Annotated in this window: 14 protein-coding genes; 6 read left to right on the forward strand and 8 right to left on the reverse strand. The window is 70.4% G+C overall.

What is annotated here, in order from left to right; genetic code table 11:
- Nucleotides 1-15 precede the first annotated feature (15 nt).
- Nucleotides 16-1,821 carry an RICIN domain-containing protein gene (locus LNW73_RS01270; RefSeq protein WP_250992766.1) on the reverse strand — a complete coding sequence of 602 codons (1,806 nt, stop codon included), beginning with the start codon at nucleotides 1,819-1,821 and terminating at the stop codon, nucleotides 16-18.
- 367 nt (nucleotides 1,822-2,188) lie between these two features.
- Between LNW73_RS01270 and LNW73_RS01275 the strand changes: the two genes are divergently transcribed.
- A complete protein-coding gene (locus LNW73_RS01275; protein ID WP_250988494.1) occupies nucleotides 2,189-3,016 on the forward strand; it encodes an SDR family oxidoreductase in 828 nt (275 codons plus the stop codon).
- A 148-nt stretch (nucleotides 3,017-3,164) separates the two neighbouring features.
- On the opposite strand, the gene LNW73_RS01280 is transcribed toward LNW73_RS01275, so the two are convergent.
- Entirely contained in the window at nucleotides 3,165-3,932 is a 768-nt protein-coding gene (locus tag LNW73_RS01280) for a (2Fe-2S)-binding protein (RefSeq protein ID WP_250988495.1), read from the reverse strand.
- 130 nt (nucleotides 3,933-4,062) lie between these two features.
- Between LNW73_RS01280 and LNW73_RS01285 the strand changes: the two genes are divergently transcribed.
- Nucleotides 4,063-4,926, forward strand: coding sequence for a S1 family peptidase (locus tag LNW73_RS01285; protein WP_250988496.1), 864 nt, complete (start codon nucleotides 4,063-4,065; stop codon nucleotides 4,924-4,926).
- A gap of 156 nt (nucleotides 4,927-5,082) precedes the next feature.
- Here LNW73_RS01285 and LNW73_RS01290 read toward each other — a convergent pair whose 3' ends face one another.
- The 6 genes from LNW73_RS01290 to LNW73_RS01315 form a co-directional block, all read right to left on the reverse strand.
- Entirely contained in the window at nucleotides 5,083-6,093 is a 1,011-nt protein-coding gene (locus LNW73_RS01290; protein ID WP_250988497.1) for an enoyl-CoA hydratase/isomerase family protein, read from the reverse strand.
- A 69-nt stretch (nucleotides 6,094-6,162) separates the two neighbouring features.
- The gene (locus tag LNW73_RS01295; protein WP_250988498.1) at nucleotides 6,163-7,416 is read right to left on the reverse strand and encodes an MFS transporter; all 1,254 of its coding nucleotides are present in this window, start codon (nucleotides 7,414-7,416) and stop codon (nucleotides 6,163-6,165) included.
- A 367-nt stretch (nucleotides 7,417-7,783) separates the two neighbouring features.
- Nucleotides 7,784-10,144 carry a tetratricopeptide repeat protein gene (locus LNW73_RS01300; RefSeq protein ID WP_250988499.1) on the reverse strand — a complete coding sequence of 787 codons (2,361 nt, stop codon included), beginning with the start codon at nucleotides 10,142-10,144 and terminating at the stop codon, nucleotides 7,784-7,786.
- Nucleotides 10,141-10,311 carry a hypothetical protein gene (locus tag LNW73_RS01305; RefSeq protein WP_250988500.1) on the reverse strand — a complete coding sequence of 57 codons (171 nt, stop codon included), beginning with the start codon at nucleotides 10,309-10,311 and terminating at the stop codon, nucleotides 10,141-10,143. The genes LNW73_RS01300 and LNW73_RS01305 overlap by 4 nt, the downstream gene beginning before the upstream one ends.
- A gap of 532 nt (nucleotides 10,312-10,843) precedes the next feature.
- On the reverse strand, nucleotides 10,844-12,199 hold the full coding sequence (locus tag LNW73_RS01310) for a GH1 family beta-glucosidase (RefSeq protein ID WP_250988501.1): 1,356 nt from the start codon (nucleotides 12,197-12,199) through the stop codon (nucleotides 10,844-10,846).
- 85 nt (nucleotides 12,200-12,284) lie between these two features.
- The gene (locus LNW73_RS01315) at nucleotides 12,285-13,682 is read right to left on the reverse strand and encodes an ROK family transcriptional regulator (protein WP_250992767.1); all 1,398 of its coding nucleotides are present in this window, start codon (nucleotides 13,680-13,682) and stop codon (nucleotides 12,285-12,287) included.
- Between the two features lie 245 nt (nucleotides 13,683-13,927).
- On the opposite strand from LNW73_RS01315, the gene LNW73_RS01320 reads away from it, so the two are divergent.
- From LNW73_RS01320 to LNW73_RS01335, 4 genes are all read left to right on the forward strand, one after another.
- Nucleotides 13,928-15,229 (forward strand): ABC transporter substrate-binding protein, encoded by a 1,302-nt coding sequence (locus LNW73_RS01320; protein WP_250988502.1) that lies wholly within the window; start codon nucleotides 13,928-13,930, stop codon nucleotides 15,227-15,229.
- A complete protein-coding gene (locus tag LNW73_RS01325; RefSeq protein WP_374118022.1) occupies nucleotides 15,208-16,236 on the forward strand; it encodes a carbohydrate ABC transporter permease in 1,029 nt (342 codons plus the stop codon). The genes LNW73_RS01320 and LNW73_RS01325 overlap by 22 nt, the downstream gene beginning before the upstream one ends.
- Nucleotides 16,237-16,355: 119 nt before the next feature.
- Entirely contained in the window at nucleotides 16,356-17,153 is a 798-nt protein-coding gene (locus LNW73_RS01330) for a carbohydrate ABC transporter permease (protein WP_250992768.1), read from the forward strand.
- Nucleotides 17,150-18,499 carry a Gfo/Idh/MocA family protein gene (locus LNW73_RS01335; RefSeq protein ID WP_250988504.1) on the forward strand — a complete coding sequence of 450 codons (1,350 nt, stop codon included), beginning with the start codon at nucleotides 17,150-17,152 and terminating at the stop codon, nucleotides 18,497-18,499. Before LNW73_RS01330 ends, LNW73_RS01335 begins: the two co-directional genes overlap by 4 nt.
- The last annotated feature ends 27 nt before the right edge of the window (nucleotides 18,500-18,526 follow it).

Consider the following 18,526-nt stretch of genomic DNA (forward strand, 5'->3'; position numbering starts at 1 on the left):
AAGCCTACGTGCAGGTCAGCCGGTGGGAACGGTCCACTGCTGGTTGGCGCCGCCGGCGCAGTCCCAGATCTGCAGCCGGGTCCCGTTGGCGGAGCTCATCCCGGTGGCGTCCAGGCATCTGCCGGACACCGGATTGACCAGTGTTCCGCCGCTGCCGGGCTGCCATTGCTGGGCGCCAGTGCCGTTGCAGTCGTACAGCTGGGCCTTGGTGCCGTTGGCGGTGCCGCCGGCGGCCAGGTCCAGGCACTTGCCGAGCGCCTTGTAGGTGCCGGCGGAGGCGGTCCACTGCTGGGCGGTGCTGCCGTTGCAGTCGTAGAGTTGGACGGCGGTGCCGTTGGCGCTGCTGCCCGCGGCGACGTCCGCGCACTTGCCGCCGAAGCCGGTGATCGGTCCGGTGGAACCGCCGCCGCCGTTGCCGGGGGTCCCGGTCCAGGTGAAGGTCGCCGAGGCGCCGGCGGGCAGGGTGTACGCGAAGGACTGGTTGCCCCAGTTGACGCGGACGGGCTGGGCGCTGCCGGTGTCGTTGTACGCGATGAGCGCCTTCGAGCCGTCCGGGTTGCGCCAGGCGACGTTGGGCACCGATGTGTTGGCGGTCGAGGCGATCCGGTAGGCCCCGGGCTTCACGAACTTGGTGAGGTGGCCCATCGTGTAGTACTCGACGGTGTAGTCGACCTGTCCGCTGCGGCTGTCGCCGTTGTGCACGGTGACCAGGCCGGTGCAGGTGCCGCAGCCGCCGTTGTGCGGTCCCATGTTCTGGTCGACGGCCAGGCTCCACTTGACCCAGCTCTGGCCCCAGTTGCGGGTGTAGTCGATCAGGTTGTGCATGTCCTCCTTCTGCTGGTCGGCGATCCAGGTGCCGCCGGAGTGCTCGGTGTCGAAGGCCTTCACGGTGGGGTACCTGTTGTGGACGGTGGTCTGCTGGGCGACGTCGCCGCCGTAGCCGTGCCAGGCCATGCCGCCGAAGTTCGGGTCGTTGCGGATCGCCGCGTCGTCGAGGGTCGGCGCCGCGAAGGCGTCGTACTGGTCCCAGTTCCAGTCCAGGGCCAGCACCTTGGTGGAGAGCCCGGCGGTGTGCAGGGCGGGCAGCAGGTTGTTCTTGGTGAAGGACGCCAGACCGGAGCCGTTCCACTGCATGGACGGATAGCCCCCGCAGCAGGTGGGCTCGTTCTGCGCCGAGATGTAGTCCACGGGTACACCGGCCGCCTGGTAGGCCTGCAGGTACTTCGCGAAGTACTGGGCGTAGGCGCCGTAGTACTGCGCCTGCAGCCAGCCCAGGCTCATGCTGCCGTTGTCCTTCATCCAGGCCGGCGCGCTCCAGGGCACGCCCATCACCTTGACGGCGGGGTTGAGCTGGCGGGCCTGCTTGGTCAGCGGCAGGACGTCGGCCAGGTCGTGGGCTATGGAGAAGTGCGCGAGGCTCGCGTCGGTCTGCCCGCTGGGCATGTCGTCGAAGGTGTAGTTGCTGCGCGCCAGGTCGGAGGCGCCCATCGGGTTGCGCAGGAAGTCGATGCCGATGCCGTTGACCGGGTCGAAGAGCTTCTTCATCACCGCGTCGCGGGTGGCGGCGCTGAGTGCTCCGCTGGAGTTCATCAGCCAGGCGGCGGTGTCGGTGAACGACGCGCCCGCGCCCTCGAACTGCTGGTAGCGGGTGTTCTCGTCGACGGTGACGGACTGGCCGGAACCGCTGCCTGCGGTGAAGGCGATCGGCGCCTGCTGTTCGAGCCCCTTGACGACGTTGCGGCCGCCAGCGTCGGAAGTGGTGGTCAGCCACACCTGGACGCTCTCGCCCGCCGCGTGCGCGGTGAGCGGGGTGGCCAGCATCGGGGTGACGACGGCGACGGCCGCTGCCAGCAGTCCGGTGACGGCGCGGCGGAGTCCGGTGCGGTGAAGTCCGGTGCGGTGAAGGCTGGTACTGCCCGTGTGGGGACGGGTGAGTGAGCGCATGGGTCCGGTTGCCTTTCTACGGCACTTGCCCTGGTGCGTGACTTAATTCAGACCTTGATTTACTGCTTAGTTCGAGGCGTGAGTTAACTCGTGCGCTTTGGGCACGTCAAGACTTCGCGCAGGAACGGCCGCTTCCGTGGCGCGGACGGCACGAGGACCGCGCGCGGCCGCCACGAAGAGCGGACGCCACGAAGAGACGAAGCCGGCGCTTTCGAACTGACGTACCGTCATGAGACGGTGCCCCATGACCACATCGACGACGATTTCCCCGCTGCACGGCAGGACCGCTCTCGTCACCGGCGCTTCCCGGGGCATCGGCCTGGCCGTCGCGCACGCCCTGGCCGGGGCGGGCGCCGCGGTCCTCCTCACCGCCCGCGACCCGGAAGGGCTGCGCGCCGCCGTCCTGGAGATACACGCGCTCGGCGGCCGGGCCACCGGCCTGGCCGGATCGGTGGGCGACCCCGCGCACCTGGAGGCGTGTGTCGATCTCGCGGTCGAGGAGCTCGGCGGGGTGGACATCCTGGTCAACAACGCCGGCACCAACACCCCGTTCGGCCCGCTCGTCGACGTCGACCCGGACGCCTGGCGGCACGCCTTCGCCGTCAATGTGGACGGGCCCCTGCGGCTGGTCCAGTACGCGTGGCGGGCCTGGATGCGCGAGCACGGCGGCACGGTGGTCAACATCTGCACCGAGGGCGCCCACGGCGTCGGCCCCAACATCGGCGCCTACGGCACCAGCAAGGCCGCCCTGCTCCACCTCACCCGCCAGCTCGCCGGCGAACTCGCCCCGACCGTCCGGGTCAACGCGGTCTCCCCCGGCCTGGTCCGCACGGAGATGGCCCGTTTCGTCTGGGAGGGCGCCGAGCCGCAGCTCGCCGCCGGGCTGCCCATGGGCCGGATCGGCGAACCGGACGACGTCGCGCGCGCCGTCCTGTGGCTGGTCTCCGACGACGCCGGCTGGGTCACCGGAACGGATCTGGTGATCGACGGCGGCACCCGCGTCCGCGGCGCGCGCACCGGCGCCGGCGCCGCGTACACCGTCCACGAGCGGCTGCGCGCGCACGGCGGCTGATCTCCGACGGCTCATCCGGCGGCCGCTGACCGGCCGGTGGCTGACGTGTCGGCGGCGGGCGTGCTGCGGCTGAAATCCTCACGGCTGCACTGCCTGCGGCTGACCTGCCGGCGCCCGGCCGTGGCGGGCCGTGGCGGGCCGTGCCCGGTCAGCGCAGGACGCAGTCCCCGCACAGTCCGCCGCCCGGGACCCGGTAGTAGAGGCAGCAACTGCGGCGTACGAAGCTGACGTCCGCGGTGTCCAGCGTTCCGGTTCCGTTCAGTGGCGGCTCCCGGAAGAGCCGCGCGGTGAGGTCCAGGGCGCTGCGCGCCTCCGCTGTCCGGCCCCGTGCGACGCACCAGGTGTGCAGCACCCGCAGGGAACCGGCCAGCGCGGAGCCGGCGTTCCCCCAGAGCAGCCCGCCGGAGACGGGGCAGGCCTCGCGGGTCGCACGGTACAGCGGGACCAGGTGGCCTGCCAGCACCGTTCCGGCCAGCTGAGCGGCGAGGTCGCCTGAGTCGGGAAGGGCCGACGGGTGCGGCAGCCAGAGGTCGTTCGGGGCACTGAGCGCCGGGTTCCACCACAGCCGGTCGGCGGCCAGGTCGGGGACCCGGCCCGCCAGGACGGCCGCGCCCAGGGCCACCGACCACAGCCGGGCGGCCAGCCCCTGGAAGGCGAGGGAGGCGCCCACCCGGAGCTCCGGAGTGCCCAGCCGCCCGGCGACGTCCGCCGCCCGCTCACGGAGGGGATGCGGCGCGGGTGCGGTGTCGGTTCCTCCTACCCCGACCGAGGCGTAGAGGTCGGCGAGCGGCCGGTAGCCGTGCGCGCGGGGGCCGTCGTCCGTACTGCTTCCGCCGTCCCCACCGGTCTCCCCGAGCCCGGTCCTGACGGCGAAGAACGGCCCCACTTCCGCGACATCCCGCAGCGTCCTGTCCATGAACCGATCATGACGTACCCGCCGCACCGCGAACCGACCGGACATGAGGCCCTATTGCCGGGGCACCGGCCAATCCCGACAATGCTCATGACAATGCCGAAAGAACTTCGGTCTGGAGAGGACCCCCCACATGAAACGACCTCTCGTCGGTGTCCTGGCTGCCCTGCTGCTCGGCGGCGCGGCTCTCACAGGCACCGGTGCGGCGTCCGCATCGGCCACAAGCCGGAATGCGGCGCCCGCACACACCGCGAAGGCGGCCGTCACGGTCAACTTCGCAGGCACCGTGGCGCTCAGCAACTGTTCGGGTTCGGTCGTGAAGATGCCGACCTCGGTGCCGACCGACCCCGCGATCGTCATGTCGAACGGGCACTGCCTGTCCGGCGGCTTCCTGGATCCGGGCGAGTCCATCGTCGACGTGGCGTCCAGCCGTACGTTCAGCCTGCTCAACTCGGCCGGGACCAAGGTCGCCACGCTGCGGGCCACCAAGGTCGCCTACGCGACCATGACGGACACCGACATCTCGCTCTACCAGCTGAACACCACGTACGCGCAGATCCAGTCGAGCTACGGCATCGCGGCGCTCGAGCTCTCGGCCACCCACCCCGTCGCCGGGACCGCGATCAAGGTGGTGTCGGGCTACTGGAAGCGGATCTACAGCTGCAACATCGACACCTTCGTCTACCGGCTGCACGAGGACAACTGGATCTGGAAGGACTCGGTCCGCTACACCCCGTCGTGCAACACCATCGGCGGCACCTCGGGCTCCCCGGTGGTCGACGTCGCGACCGGCAAGGTCGTCGCCATCAACAACACGGGCAACGAGGACGGCGGACGCTGCACCCTCGACAACCCGTGCGAGGTCGACCAGAACGGCAACATCACCGTGCACCAGGGCATCAACTACGCCGAGGAGACGTATCTGATCACCCAGTGCGTCGGCGCGGGCAACAAGATCAACCTCAGTCTGCCGGGATGCACCCTGCCCAAGCCGTGATCTGAGGCAGCCCCGAAAAAGAACGCCGCTCCCCGGACCTGGGATCCGGGGAGCGGCCGCCGGGCACTCGTGACCGGCGGCCGGGCGCGCTCGAGACCGGTCCGGGCGCACTCGTGACCGGCCGTCCGGGGCCGCTCGTGACCGGCCCGCCTGGCGCTACGCGTCGAACCAGCTCAGCAGTTCGGCGTGGTCCGCGGCCGTGAGCGGGTCGGGCGACCACCGCGGGTTCCGGTCCTTGTCGACCAGCGCGGCCCGCACGCCCTCAAGGAAGTCATGGGCACGGGCGGTACGACAGGCCAGCCGCAGCTCCCGGTCCAGACACGCGCCGAGGTCGGAACCGGCGCCGCGCCGCAGCAGCTCGAAGGTGACGAACAAGCTCGTCGGCGACATGCGCCGCAGGACGGCCAGCGTCTCGGCCGCCCAGTCGCCGCCCTCCGCCGCCAGCCGTTCGAAGACCTCCGGCAGTTCGGGGGCCGAGAAGCAGCGGTCGATTGCGTCGAGGTGCGCGCCGATCTCGGAGGCCGGCGCCGTCACCGCGAACCGGTCGAGTACCGCGGCCGGCTCCCCGCCGCCGGTCAGCGCCTCCTCCAGCGCGGGCAGCTCACTGGAGTGCACGTAGTGCGTGGCGAGTGAGCAGCCGACCGCCGCCGCGCCCGCGATCCGGGCGCCCGTCAGCCCCAGGTACCGGCCGACGGAGCCGGGCAGCCGGGGCAGGAAGTGACTCGCCCCGATGTCGGGGAAGAACCCGATGGCGGTCTCGGGCATGGCCAGCGCCGCCCGCTCGGTCACCACCCGCGCCGTGCCGTGCACGGAGATCCCGAGGCCGCCGCCGAGCGCGAAGCCGTCGATGAGCGCGGTGTACGGCTTGGGAAAGGCCGCGATCAGCGCGTTGAGCCCGTACTCCGCGGCGAAGTACTCCCGCACGGCCGCGTGATCGCCGCGCAGGCTCGCCGCCCGGATCGTACGGATGTCGCCGCCCGCGCAGAACGCCTTCGGCGAGGTGCTGCGGACGACGACCGACCGGACGCCGTCGTCGTCCCGCCAGGTCTCGAGGGCCTCGGTCATCGCCCGGACCATGGTCAGATCGAGCGCGTTGAGCGCCTCGGGCCGGTCCAGGGCGATGACGCCGGTGCCGTTGGCGACGTGCGTCTGCACGGGGAGGTACATGGTGCCGGTGCTCCGTGGGTTCTCCGCGACCGCGTCGCCGCGTCCGCTTCTGCTGTTCTTCGGTGATCCTCAGTCCACCCCGACAATACGCAGCACCAGCGCACCGCCGAGCAGGGTCACCAGGGCGGTGGCCACGTACAGGCCCGGATAGCCGCCGAGGTGGGCGACGATCGGCGCGGCAACGGCGGGGGCCAGCACCTGCGGGCCCGAGTTGGCGATGTTGATGACGCCGAGGTCCTTCGCCCGGTCGGCGGCGGACGGCAGCACCTGGGTGATCAGCGCCTGGTCGACGGCGAGGTAGATGCCGAACCCGGCGCCCAGGACCGCGGCGGCGATCATCACGGCCGTCCAGGTGTGGGCGACCGCCAGCAGCAGGGCGGCCACCGCCATGATCACGCTGCACACGACCACGAACACCTTGCGTCTGCCGATGCGGTCCGACGCGATGCCCGCGGGGATCGCGGTGAGGGTCGCGGAGACGGTGTAGATGACCGTCAGGACCAGCACTCCGGTGTCCGGGTCCGGGTGGTGCACCTCGTCGGTGAGGTAGAAGAGCAGATAGAGCGTGCCCAGCGCGTTGCCGAGGTTGATCAGGAACCGGGTGAGCCACGCCCAGCCGAAGTCCGGGTGGGCGCGCGGATCGACCCACAGGCCGCTCAGCAGCGCGCGCGGACGGAAGGCGGGGCGCAGCGCGCGCGGCAGGACGGGCTCCCGGAAGCAGAGCGCGTACGGCAGGGCCAGCGCGACGGCCAGCAGCGCCGTCAGCAGATACCCGGGTCCGACGCCGGAGACGGCCGTGGTCACCAGCAGCGCGCCCAGCACCAGGCCGAGCGACTGCATGATCCCCGTCCAGCCGGAGACCGCGGCACGCTGCCCGACCGGCACCTGGTCGGCCACCGGCGCCGTGACCCCGGCGAGCATCGCGTTCAGACCGCTCTGCGCCAGGCACCAGCCGGCGACGATGCCGGGCAGCGTGTGCTGCGCCGAGGTGACCAGCAGCCCGGCGGCGCCCGCGAGGGCGCCGCCGACGATCCAGGGCCGACGGCGGCCCCAGCGTCCGGTCGTACGGTCCGACAGCGCGCCGGCCAGCGGATTGACGACGACGGCGACGAGCGCGCCGGCACCGGTCACCCACGCGAGGTTCGCCGCCTTGTGCGCCTCGTCGAGGTGTTCCAGTTGCAGGGGCAGCAGGATCTGGATCGGGGTGAAGAACGCCATGAACACCGCGAGGCTGGCCAGGCTCAACGCGGCGGTCCAGCCGGGCCGCACCCGGGCGGTGGGTTCCTCGAGCGCGGCCGGCGGACGTGCGGTCACGGCGCGCATGGGCTCTCCTCAGTTCAGCAGAACATGAGGACTGCTCATGTTGGCGCGAGTGTAGCCACGCCACCCCGCGCCGCCAAGACTTCTCGCCCGCCGCCGGCTCCGGTTCCAGCGCCAGCGCCAGGTCGGGCCCAGGCTCCGGCGTCTCGATGGGCGGCGATCAGGGCGCCGTGGGCGCGGGTGGCCATGTCGCAGCCGCTGCCGGAAGCTGCAACGGCTTGCCGCCCGCGTTGAGGCACGAGTTGAGGCACGACACGGGTAGCCGGGGACCGGGTCGGTGTGGTTTCCGGATGGCCGGTACGCGTGAGCTCGTGGGCGAGCCAGCCGGGCGGCGGAGCGGGCTCGATGGCCGCGGCCGTTGGCCTGGGGTCTATCGCGGACGACCGTTTCCGATAGACCTGCCCCTGCCCATGACCGCGCGCCACAGGCGTCGCATCCGCCTGAACCGCCGCGCCTCCCGCAGGACGACGGCAAGGTTGTTCACCACCATGCCCTCGAACGCCGTGCCCTGGCTGCCCTGGTCGCCGAGTTCCCGGAAGATGGCGGCGGCCCGGGTGAGGGCGTCGACGGCCTCCTCGAGCTGCCGCACCTCCCGCAGGACGAGGCCGAGGTTGTTCAACGCCATACCCTCGCCCTGCCGGTCGCCGAGTTCCCGGCAGATGGCGGCGGCCCGGGTGTGGGCGCCGATGGCCTCCTCGAACCGCCGCACCTCCCGCAGGACGAGGCCGAGGTTGTTCAACGCCGTGCCCTCGCTGTCCCCTTCGCCGAGTTCCCGGCAGATGGCCAGGTCCTGGGTGTGGGCCTCGATTGCCTCCTCGAACCGCCCCGCCTCCCGTAGGACGAGGCCGAGGTTGTTCAACGCCATGCCCTCGCTGTGCCGGTCGCCGAGTTCCCGGTGGATGCCGGCGGCCCGGGTGTGGGCGTCGACGGCCTCCTCGAACCGGCGCGCCTGCAGCAGACCGCAACCGAGGTTGTTCAACGCCCGGCCCTCGCCGTGCCGGTCACCGAGTTCCCGGCAGATGGCCAGGTCCCGGGTATCGGCTTCGAGTGCCTCCTCGAACCGCCGCACCTCCCGCAGAACGAGGCCGAGGTTGTTCAACGCCGCGCCCTCGCGCTGCTGGTTACCGAGTTCCCGGTGGATGCCGGCGGCCCGGGTGTGGGCGTCGATGGCCTCCTCGAACCGCCGCGCCTGCATCAGACCACTACCGAGGTTGTTCAACGCCCGGCCCTCACTGTCCCGGTCACCGAGCTCGCGTGCGGCGGTGACGGCGTGCTGTCCGGTGGTGATCGCATCGTCGGAGTGCCGGCCCTGGTTCAGGAAGACGGCCAGGTGTTCGGTCAGGGACATGGCGATGCGGGGGCGTGCGGTGGCGACGGCGAGGGTGACGGCGGCGACGAGATTGAGCCGCTCGCCGTCCAGCCAGGCCAGCGCGGCCATTCGGCCCGGGAACCGCTCGGGCAGCGAATCGCCGGGCAGTGCGCACAGATGATCGTCCGCGGCGCCTGCGGTCGTCCGGTAGTACTCCAAGAGACGGTCGAAGGCCTCCTCCTGGTCATTGACGCCGATGTGCCGGTCGGCGAGTTCTCTCGCATACAGGCGCAGCAGGTCGTGCATGCGCCACCGCTGCTCCCCCACCGGTTCGATCAGGTGGGCTTGGGCGAGCTTGACCAGCAGCGACCGGCTCTGCCCCACCGATACCGCCGTCAGGGCTGCCGCGGCTTCGAGGGAGACCTGTGCGGTCGGGTTCAGCGACAGCAACCGGAACAGCTGTGCCTGTTCCGGCGGCAGCCGGCGGTAGGACAGTTCGAACGAGGCCCGTACGGCCAGCGTCTGTTCATCGTCGCTGTAGGACAGGGCAAGCCGGGCTTGTTCGTCCTTCAGCTCGCCGGCCAGATCGGCCAGGGAACGCTCCGATTCCACCATCAGGTTCGCAGCGGTGATCTGCAGGGCCAGGGGCAGGAACCCGCAGCGCTCGGCCAGCTGCGCCAACGCCTCAGGCTCCCGCGCGGGGCGCGGATCGCCGCGGTTCGCCGCAATGAGCGAGCTCTTGATCATATTGGCGGCGTCGGCGGCTTTCAGCACCGTGAGGTCGATCAACGAGGCGGGCAGCGAGGCCAGCGTGTGCCGGCTGGTGACCAGGACGCGATGCCGGTGCCCGCCCGGCAACAAGGGCTCCACCTGTGCGGCGCTGGAGGCACTGTCCAGTACCAGCAGGACCGGCCCGCGGTCGGCGACACGGGCGGCCAGCTGCGACCGGTACACCGCGGCCTGTTCCTCCGGATCGACCGGCAAGTCCGCGTCAGCCCCGCACAGGGCACGCAACAGGGCGCCCAGCGCCTGCCCGGCCGTGACCTTCCCGACGGGATCGTAGCCGCGTAGGTCCAGGAAGAGATGACCGCCCGGGAACCAACCGAGCTCAACGGCCCGGTTCGCAGCGTGCAGGGCCAGGGTGGTCTTCCCCACCCCGGGCAGCCCCGCGATCGCCGACACCACGACCGCCAACCCGCCCTCATTGCCCGGGTCGAGCAGGTCGAGCAGCTCCTGGATCTCGTCGTCGCGACCGATCAGCGTGCCATGTACCGCAGGCAGTGAGTGCAACGCCCTCGGAGCCGGACCATGCACCGGCAGGTAGACGTTCTGGTCTCCGGCAACCTGGGTGATCACTGCGTGGTCGAACGCCTCCGCGTGCTGCTCGACGTGGCCAGGGCCGCCTTCACCGTCGGCCGTCAACTCCCCTGCCCCATCGTGTTCTGGTCCCCGGCGACCTGCGTGACCTGTGCATCGCCGGACGCCTCAGCGTCCTGCTCGATGTGGTCGGGAGTGGTGTTGCCGCTGGTGGCACCGGTGGGCGCGTTCTGGTTGCCGCCGACCTGGGCGGCTCGTGCGCGATCGGACACTCTCGCCCGCTGCGCGACCCGCCTGCCCGGCGGCTCCGGCGCCGCCGGCCCCTCCCGTCCCGCCCACCAGCTGGTAGCCACCCCGACCGCACCGGCCCCCACCGTGGCGAAGGCCGTCGCCACCACCCACCGATCGGCCTCCCCAGCCGGCATCCACCCGAACGAAACCGTCCGGCCCAGCCACAGGCACAACCCGAAGGTAACCACCACAGCAGCCACGGCTGACACCCACCGCACCGAACGCAACATCCGGACCCCCTCACCCTGCGACGTGCATCCCAGCGTTCCACTCGAGACCGGTTGATAACCCGAAACTTCAGGAATACCGGCCCGCAGCAACACCTCAGCCGACCGCCCAACCACCGGTACAGCACAGCAACGAGACGTGCCGAACCGCTGCCGATGGCCTCGGCAACGGTCGAACACCCCGTCTCCACGCCCGACTGCCCGCACAGCCATGGGCACCCTGTTCCCACGGCGCTCATCGGCCTGGGTCGATCCCGACGAGCGCTGTGGTCGCAGCAGGGCCCGACTACCCAGCCCGGTTCGCTCGATGGGCGGCGATCGTGTCGCGGTACCAGGCGTACGAAGCCTTCGGCGTGCGGCGCTGCGTCTCGAAGTCGACGTGAACCAGGCCGAAGCGCTGGCTGAATCCTTCCGCCCATTCATAATTGTCAAGCAAGGACCAGGTGAAGTAGCCGCGGACGTCCACTCCCTCCGCGACGGCGGCGGCGAGTGCGTCGAGGTGGCCGGCGAGGTAGTCGATGCGGGGCTGGTCGACGACGGTGCCGTCCGGCGCCGGGGAGTCCTCGACCGAGCAGCCGTTCTCGGTGATCGTGATCGGCGGCAGCGCCGTCCCATACCTCTGGCGCAGGCCGACCAGGAGTTCGCGGAGGCCGTCGGGGACGACCGGCCAGCCGAAGGCCGTGCGGGGAACCCCTTCGATCTCAGCTTCGGTGAAGGGGAGATCGGGGCCCGTGGGGGCGCCGATCCGGGTCGGGTTGTAGTAGTTGACGCCAAGGCCGTCCAGCGGCGTTGCGGCGATCAGCTCGAGGTCGCCGTCCCGGACGCTGCCCCCGAGGTCAGGTGCAACACCGAATGCGCCGAGGTCGGGGTAGCGGCCGAGCAGCAGCGGGTCGAGGAAGAGGCGGTTGTGCAGTGCGTCGTACGCGGCAGCAGCCGCCGTGTCGGCGTCGCCGTCACTCGCCGGCCGGACCGGGGTGAGATTGTTCGCGATCATCACCTGCCCGCCCCGCTCGCGCAGCGCCGTCGCGGCGAGGCCGTGTCCGAGCAACTGGTGATGAGCGGCCGGCAGCGCGTCGAGCATCAGTGTGCGGCCGGGGGCATGGATGCCCAGTGCGTAGCCGAACACCATATGGATGAAGGGCTCGTTGAGCGTGATCCAGGCCGGAACACGGTCGCCGAGGCGGTCGGCGACCAGGCCCGCGTACTCGGCGAAGCGGTAGGCGGTGTCGCGGGCGAGCCAGCCGCCCGCTTCCTCGAGGGCCTGCGGAAGGTCCCAGTGGAAGAGAGTGGGCAGCGGAGCGATCCCGGCGGCGAGCAGGTCGTCCACCAACCGGTCGTAGAAGTCGAGCCCGGCCGGATTGACCGAGCCGGCCCCTGTCGGCTGCACCCGGGGCCACGCGATCGAGAAGCGGTATCCGTCCAGGCCGAGGCCGCGCATCAACGCGATGTCCTCAGCATGGCGGTGGTAGTGGTCACAGGCGATTCGTCCGGTATCGCCGTTCTTGACAGCGCCGGAACGGGCGGCGAAGACGTCCCAGATGGAGGGCCCGCGCCCGTCCTCCTCGACAGCCCCCTCGATCTGATAGGCGGCGGTGGAGACACCCCAACGGAAGTCTTCGTGCAGGTCAAGACGATTCGCCATGTCCAGTCCCCTCCCATTTCCCAATATGAGCCTTGCTCATGTTAGCAATCGCGGTGCGGCGAGTAGGGCCCGGCCGGCAGCGCCATCACCGCTGCCTCCTGGTCCCACTCGCCCCGCTCACCCGGTTGGTGTCGAGGACTGACGGTGCGCAGGCCGCACCTTCAAACCGCGGGGCATCCTGCCGAGTTCGGTACGACCGCGCTCCAGGATGTCGGCGACCCGTCCAATCGGGGAGGGGCACCGGGCGCCGGGCCGGCGTTCCGCGTCCGCGCGCCTGGACGGCGGCTTCAGAGCGGGGCGACGTCAGCTTCCCTACGAGGCGCGTCTGCCAGGTGGGAATCGGCGTCGAACAGTTCCTTCTCCACGTGGTCCAGGCACAGGCGTACCGCGCCGAGTGCGACGGCCTCGTCGCCCAGCGTCGAGGTGACCACCCGCGGGGGAAGGGGCACTGCGGCTCCAGGTGTCCGCGGACCGGGTCGAGGAGTGCCGCGCCGGCCTGGGAGATTCCGCCGCCGAGAACGACGAGTTCGGGGTCGACGGAGAGGACCATGGCCGCCAGGCCGTCCGCCATGCCCCGGGCGAAGTTTTCGACCAGCGCGCTCGCCCGCCGGTCCTTGCCGGAGGCGGCGGCGAAGATCCGCTCGACCTGTTCCGCCGTGCCGCCGTTGGGCGGGTCGTAGGACAGCAGTTGCCGGTAGGCGTCGACCCAGTTGAGGACTGACAGCGTGCCGATCTCACCCGCGGCCCCGTGCCGACCGCGGTGCGGTCGTCCGCCGATCAGTACGGCTGCGCCCATGCGGTAGCCGGCGTGCAGGTAGACCACGTCGTCGACGCCCCGGGCCGCGCCCCACCAGTGCTCGGCCAGCGCGGCCAGGTTCATGTCGTTCTCCACCCCGGTCCAGGTCCTGGTTCCGTCGCGGGCGAGGGTGCCGAAGAACCGCCGGGCCCGGTCGCCGAGGGGCAGGCCGTTCCACTCCGGCATGACCGTGGGGGCGAACGCCTTCCCCTCGGCATCGACCACCCCCGGAGTGCCGACCACGACGGCGAGCAGGCTGGGGTGGCTTTCCCCCGGAGCGGCCGCCAGGGCGCCGGTGACCGTCTTGCGTGCCACAGCAAGGCGCTCCTCGGCGCTGAAGTCGGGTTGGACCGTCGCCCGGCAGCTGGCGACGACGGTGCCGGAGAGGTCCGTGAGGAGCGTCAGCACCTTGTGTGCCCCGATGTCGAGGCCCGCCACATAGGCGGCTTCGGCGCGGAAGCGCACGCGCCGGGCCGGGCGGCCGGGCCGGCGGGGGCCGGTCTGATCGATGTGCGCCTCGGCGGCCCAGCCTTGGGCGAGCAGTTCGTTGATGGCTTCCTCGCAGGTGGGGCGGGAGACACCGGCGGCCTTGGCGAGGGCGGAGATGGTGAACGAGCTTCCGGCATGCAGTGCCCGCAGGACCGCGACGGAGTTGACCCTGCGCAGGTAGGACGAATCCCCTCGCATGTTCTTCACAGCTGCAGCCCCAGTCATTCGCCGGCCCCGACCGAGCCTGGGTCAATATTATGAGTGGCTGCGTAACAAGGGCAAGCGGCTCGCCGAGAATGGGCCTGATATCCCAAAATTCCCCTTGTTGCAGCCGTTGACACCGCCTGTTCCGCATGGGTTACTTCCCCCGTCAGCCGATTATTAAGCGAGTCTGCCTATCTAAACGAACCGCCTGGCGCGGCCAGGCCAGGGAGGAACCCACTGTGCGAAGAACTGTGGTGCGCGGCGCCGTCGCACTGGCTGCGGCGACAGCCCTTGTCGGCTGTGCGGCAGGCGGAAGCAGCAGCTCCGGCGGCCAGGCCTCCGGGAAGGGGAAGGTCACTCTCACCTTCCTCACCTTCGAGACCCCGAACCTCAACGCCGCCTACTGGAAGGCGGCCATCGCCCGGGCCTCGGCCAAGGTGCCGGGCGTGACGATCAAGATGGTGGTGTCCCCGAACACGGACCGCACCGGATACGCCAAGCAGCTCGACGCCTCCGGCCAGCTCCCGGACATCATGATCGCGGTCAATCCCCAGGGGTTCGCCCAGGCCGGCAAGTTCGCGCCGTTCACCGCGGGCGAGCTGCAGGACTTCGTCTCCCCCGACTCCAACGCGATCAACGGCAAGGTCTACCAACTGCCGTACAACACGCAGCCCGAACCGTTGGTCTACTACAACAAGGCCGACTTCGCCGCCGCAGGCATCGCCGCTCCGCCCAAGACCTACGCCGATCTGCTCGCCGACGCCAAGGCGCTCAAGGCCAAGGGGATCAACCCGTTCGTGGTGGGCGGAGGCGGGGCGGACACCTGGGCCGACATGTTCCCGCTGATCGCCGCGGTGGGCACCGACGTCTACGCCGACAACCCGAAGTGGCTCGGCAAGCGGGTGGACGGCTCGGCCAAGTTCACCGATCCGGTCTTCACCAACGCGGTGGCGAAGGTCGCCGCGCTGAGCCAGGCCGGCTATGTCGATCCGGTCGGTCTGTCGCGCTCCTACGCCGACGACGAACAGGCGTTCCGCGACCACAAGGGCGCGATGTACCCCATGGGCTCGTGGTTCGCGGCCTCCGCCGACGCCAAGAAGCCGGGCTTCGACGTCGGAGTCTTCGCCTGGCCCAGCGACTCGGGCAAGCTCGTCCTCCCCGCCTACACCGGCGGCGGCCTGTCCGTCTCGTCCAAGGCCCCCGATGTGGCGCTGGCCAAGAAGTGGGCGCTGGCGTTCATGGAGGACAAGCAGAACCTCGACGCCTCGGTGCGAGCCGACGGCTCGATCATCGCGCTCAAGGGCTACACCCCGCCCTCCAACATGGGGCCCGTCTACAACGCGACGTACGCGCTGTACCAGCAGGCCGTGGCCGCGGGCGCCGTGGTCGACGCCTTCTCGATCGAGGGCGGCGACATCGCCCTGCCGCCGGGGGTCGCCGACAAGGCCGCCATCGGCGTGCAGGACCTGATGACCGGCAAGAAGACGGCCGCCCAGTTCTCGTCCTTCCTGGACCAGCAATGGGCCAAGGCCAAGCAGTAACCCCCGGACCGCGGGTCCGGAGCCGCATCCCGCCTCCGGTGCGGTTCCGGGCCCGCGACACAACCATCGGAAAGGGGGTCGCTGTGAAGCCCCACCCAGAACCGCCGGGTGCCCGCAGAATCCGCCCGGCCGCCGTCCTGCGCGGCATCGGCACCTTCACTCTCTTCGGAGCGCCCGGCATCATCCTGTACACCGTGTTCGTCCTGGTGCCGGCAGCGATGACCGTCTACTACAGCCTCACCAACAACAACCCGTTCAACCCGCCCACCCGATTCGTCGGCCTGCAGAACTACGTCCAGCTCGCCAGGGACGACGACTTCCTGCGGGCGCTGCGGAACACGGCACTGGTCACCGTCATCGTCACCTTCGCGGCCAACGCCGGGGGCCTGCTGATCGCCCAACTCCTCGACCGCCGCGGCTGGCTCTACAACGCCCTGCGCGGGGTCTTCTTCACCCCCGTCATCCTCAGCTCGGTCGTGGTCAGCGTGATCTGGCAGTCCATCCTGTCCGACGACGGCCTGCTCAACTCCACACTGCGCGGTCTCGGGGTGGCCCACCCGCCCGGCTGGTTCTCCGATCCAGGCCTGGCCCTGTACACCCTGGCCTGGATCATCACCTGGCAGATGCTCGGCTTCTGCGTCGTGGTCTACCTCGCCGGCCTGCAGGGCGTGCCCACCGAACTCCACGAGGCCGCCTCCATCGACGGCGCTGACGGGATCGCCCGCTTCCGCCACGTGACCTGGCCCATGCTCGCCCCCGCCGTCACCATCAACACCGTGATGCTGCTGATCACCGGCTTCAAGGTCTACGACCAGGTCCAGGTCATCACCAACGGCGGCCCCGGCAACGGCACCACGACCACCATCGCCTTCAACGTCGTGCAGACCGCGTTCACCGGCAACCACATCGGCTACGCCTCGGCCATGGCCACGGTGATGCTCCTGCTGGTCTGCGGAGTGTCGGTCGTCGTCCTGCGGCTGCTCCAACGCAGAGAGGTGTCGATGTGAACCAGGCCGTGCAGCAACGCACCACCGCGCGACGCACCATCGCGCGACGCCCCCCGCGGCAGCCCGCCCACCGCCCCCGCGGCGAAGCGGCCGGGACCTCGGGCAGCTGGCTCCGGCCGCTGGTCGCCGTGTTCACCGGAGCCGCCTTCTTCCTGCCGCTCTACCTCATCCTGGTCAATGTCTTCAAGCGCGGGCCGGACATCGTCCCGCACCCGGCCGGGCTCCCGGCGCCGCCGACCCTCACGAACATCTCCGCGGTCCTCTCCCGGCCGGACCACCTCTTCTGGTACGGGCTGATCAACAGCGCGGAGATCACCGCCATCTCGGTCACCGCCACCACCGCGATCTCCGCCATGCTCGGCCACTACCTGGCCCGCTCCCGCAGCCCCTGGGCCAAGGCCACCCTGGTCGGCATGCTCTGCGGGCTGATGATCCCCTCCGCCGTCATCCTCACCCCCATCACCCAGGTACTGAACGCGCTGGGCCTGATGACCACCGTTCTCGGACTCATCCTGGTCAACATCGGCTACTACGTGCCGTTCGGCGTCTTCGTCTTCATGGGCTTCGTCAAAACCATCCCCCTGGAGCTGGAGGAGGCCGCCCAGCTGGACGGCGCCGGCCGCCTGCGGACGTTCTGGCAGATCGTCTTCCCCCTGCTGCGCCCGGCCTCCGCCAGCGTCATGATCTTCCTCGGGGTCTGGGTGTGGAACGACTTCCTCAACCCGCTGATCATCCTGGGCCCCGCCAACGGCACGACCGTCACCGTCGGCATCTACCGGGCGATCGGGGAGCACCAGAGCGACTTCGGTGCCGTCTTCGCGCTGATGTTCCTGGCCACCCTGCCGGTTCTGGTCATGTACCTGGCCTTCCAGAAGCACTTCGTCAAGGGCCTCACGGGGGGAGCGACCAAGGGATGACCGCCGCTGCCCGCCCCACCCAGCAGACAGGAACGCCCGTGCACCCCGCGCGACTCTCCAGCGGCTTCATCAGCGGCACGCTCACCGAACCCGCCGGACGCCCGCTCACCATCGCGGTCCTGGGCGCCGGCGCCCGCGGCAGCGCCTACGCGGACCTCGCCGCCGAACGACCGGCCAAGGCCCGGATCGTGGCGGTGGCCGAACCCCGGGAAACGGTACGCGAGGCGTTCTCCGCCCGGCACCGGATCCCCCGGCAGGGCCGTTTCGCGACCTGGCAGGAGTTCGCCGAGCGGCCGAGAATGGCCGACATCGCAGTCGTCTCGCTGCTGGACGCCGACCACGTAGCGGCCACCACCGCGCTGGCCGACCTCGGCTACCAGCTCCTGCTGGAAAAGCCCATGGCCACCAACGAGGCCGACTGCGAGGCCATCGCCGAGGCCGCCCGCCGCAACGACACCGCGATGGCCGTCACTCACGTGATGCGCTACACGCCGTACACCGTAGCCCTCAAGCAGGCCCTGCGGGAGGGAGCCATCGGTGACATCGTCTCCGTCCAGCACCTGGAGCCGATCGGCTACTACCACTTCGCCCACTCCTTCGTGCGCGGCAACTGGCGCCGCCAGGACGGGTCGACGTTCCTGCTCATGGCCAAGTCATGCCACGACATCGACTGGCTCAGCGACATCATCGGGCTCCCCGTGCGCCGGGTCTCCTCGTTCGGCAGCCTCACCCACTTCCGCCCAGAACAGGCACCGCCGGGCGCAACCGAACGCTGCGTCAGCTGCCCGGTCGAGCAGGCCTGCGCCTACTCGGCCAAGCGCCTCTACCAGGACGGACTGCGCCACGGCGGGACCAAGAGGTACTTCACCCGGATCATCAGCACCGGCGAACCCACCGAGGACGCCGTGAACGCCGCGCTCGCCGACGGGCCCTACGGGCGCTGTGTCTACCACTCGGACAACGACGTGGTCGACCACCAGGTGGTCAACCTCGAATACCAGGGCGGCGTCACGGCGTCCTTCACCCTCACCGCCTTCACCCCGGTGCAGAACCGCCATACGAAAATCTTCGGAACCCGCGGCCAGATCACCGGCGACGGCCGCTTCATCGAGATCTATGACTTCCGCACCGAACGCACCACCGTCATCGACGCCTCCCTGGACGGCTCCTCCGCCGCCGAGGGACACGCCGGCGGTGACGAGGCGATGTTCAACGCCTACCTCGATGCCCTGCACAGCGGCCGCGGCGAACTGATCGTGTCCGGCATCGACGCCAGCCTCGCCAGCCACCGCGTCGTCTTCGCCGCGGAACGCTCCAGGACCACCGGGACCGTCGTCGAGCTCTGAGGCACGCCGCCGCACCATTCCCCCGGT

This window comes from Streptomyces sp. RKAG337 (genome assembly GCF_023701715.1).
Classification (GTDB): domain Bacteria; phylum Actinomycetota; class Actinomycetes; order Streptomycetales; family Streptomycetaceae; genus Actinacidiphila.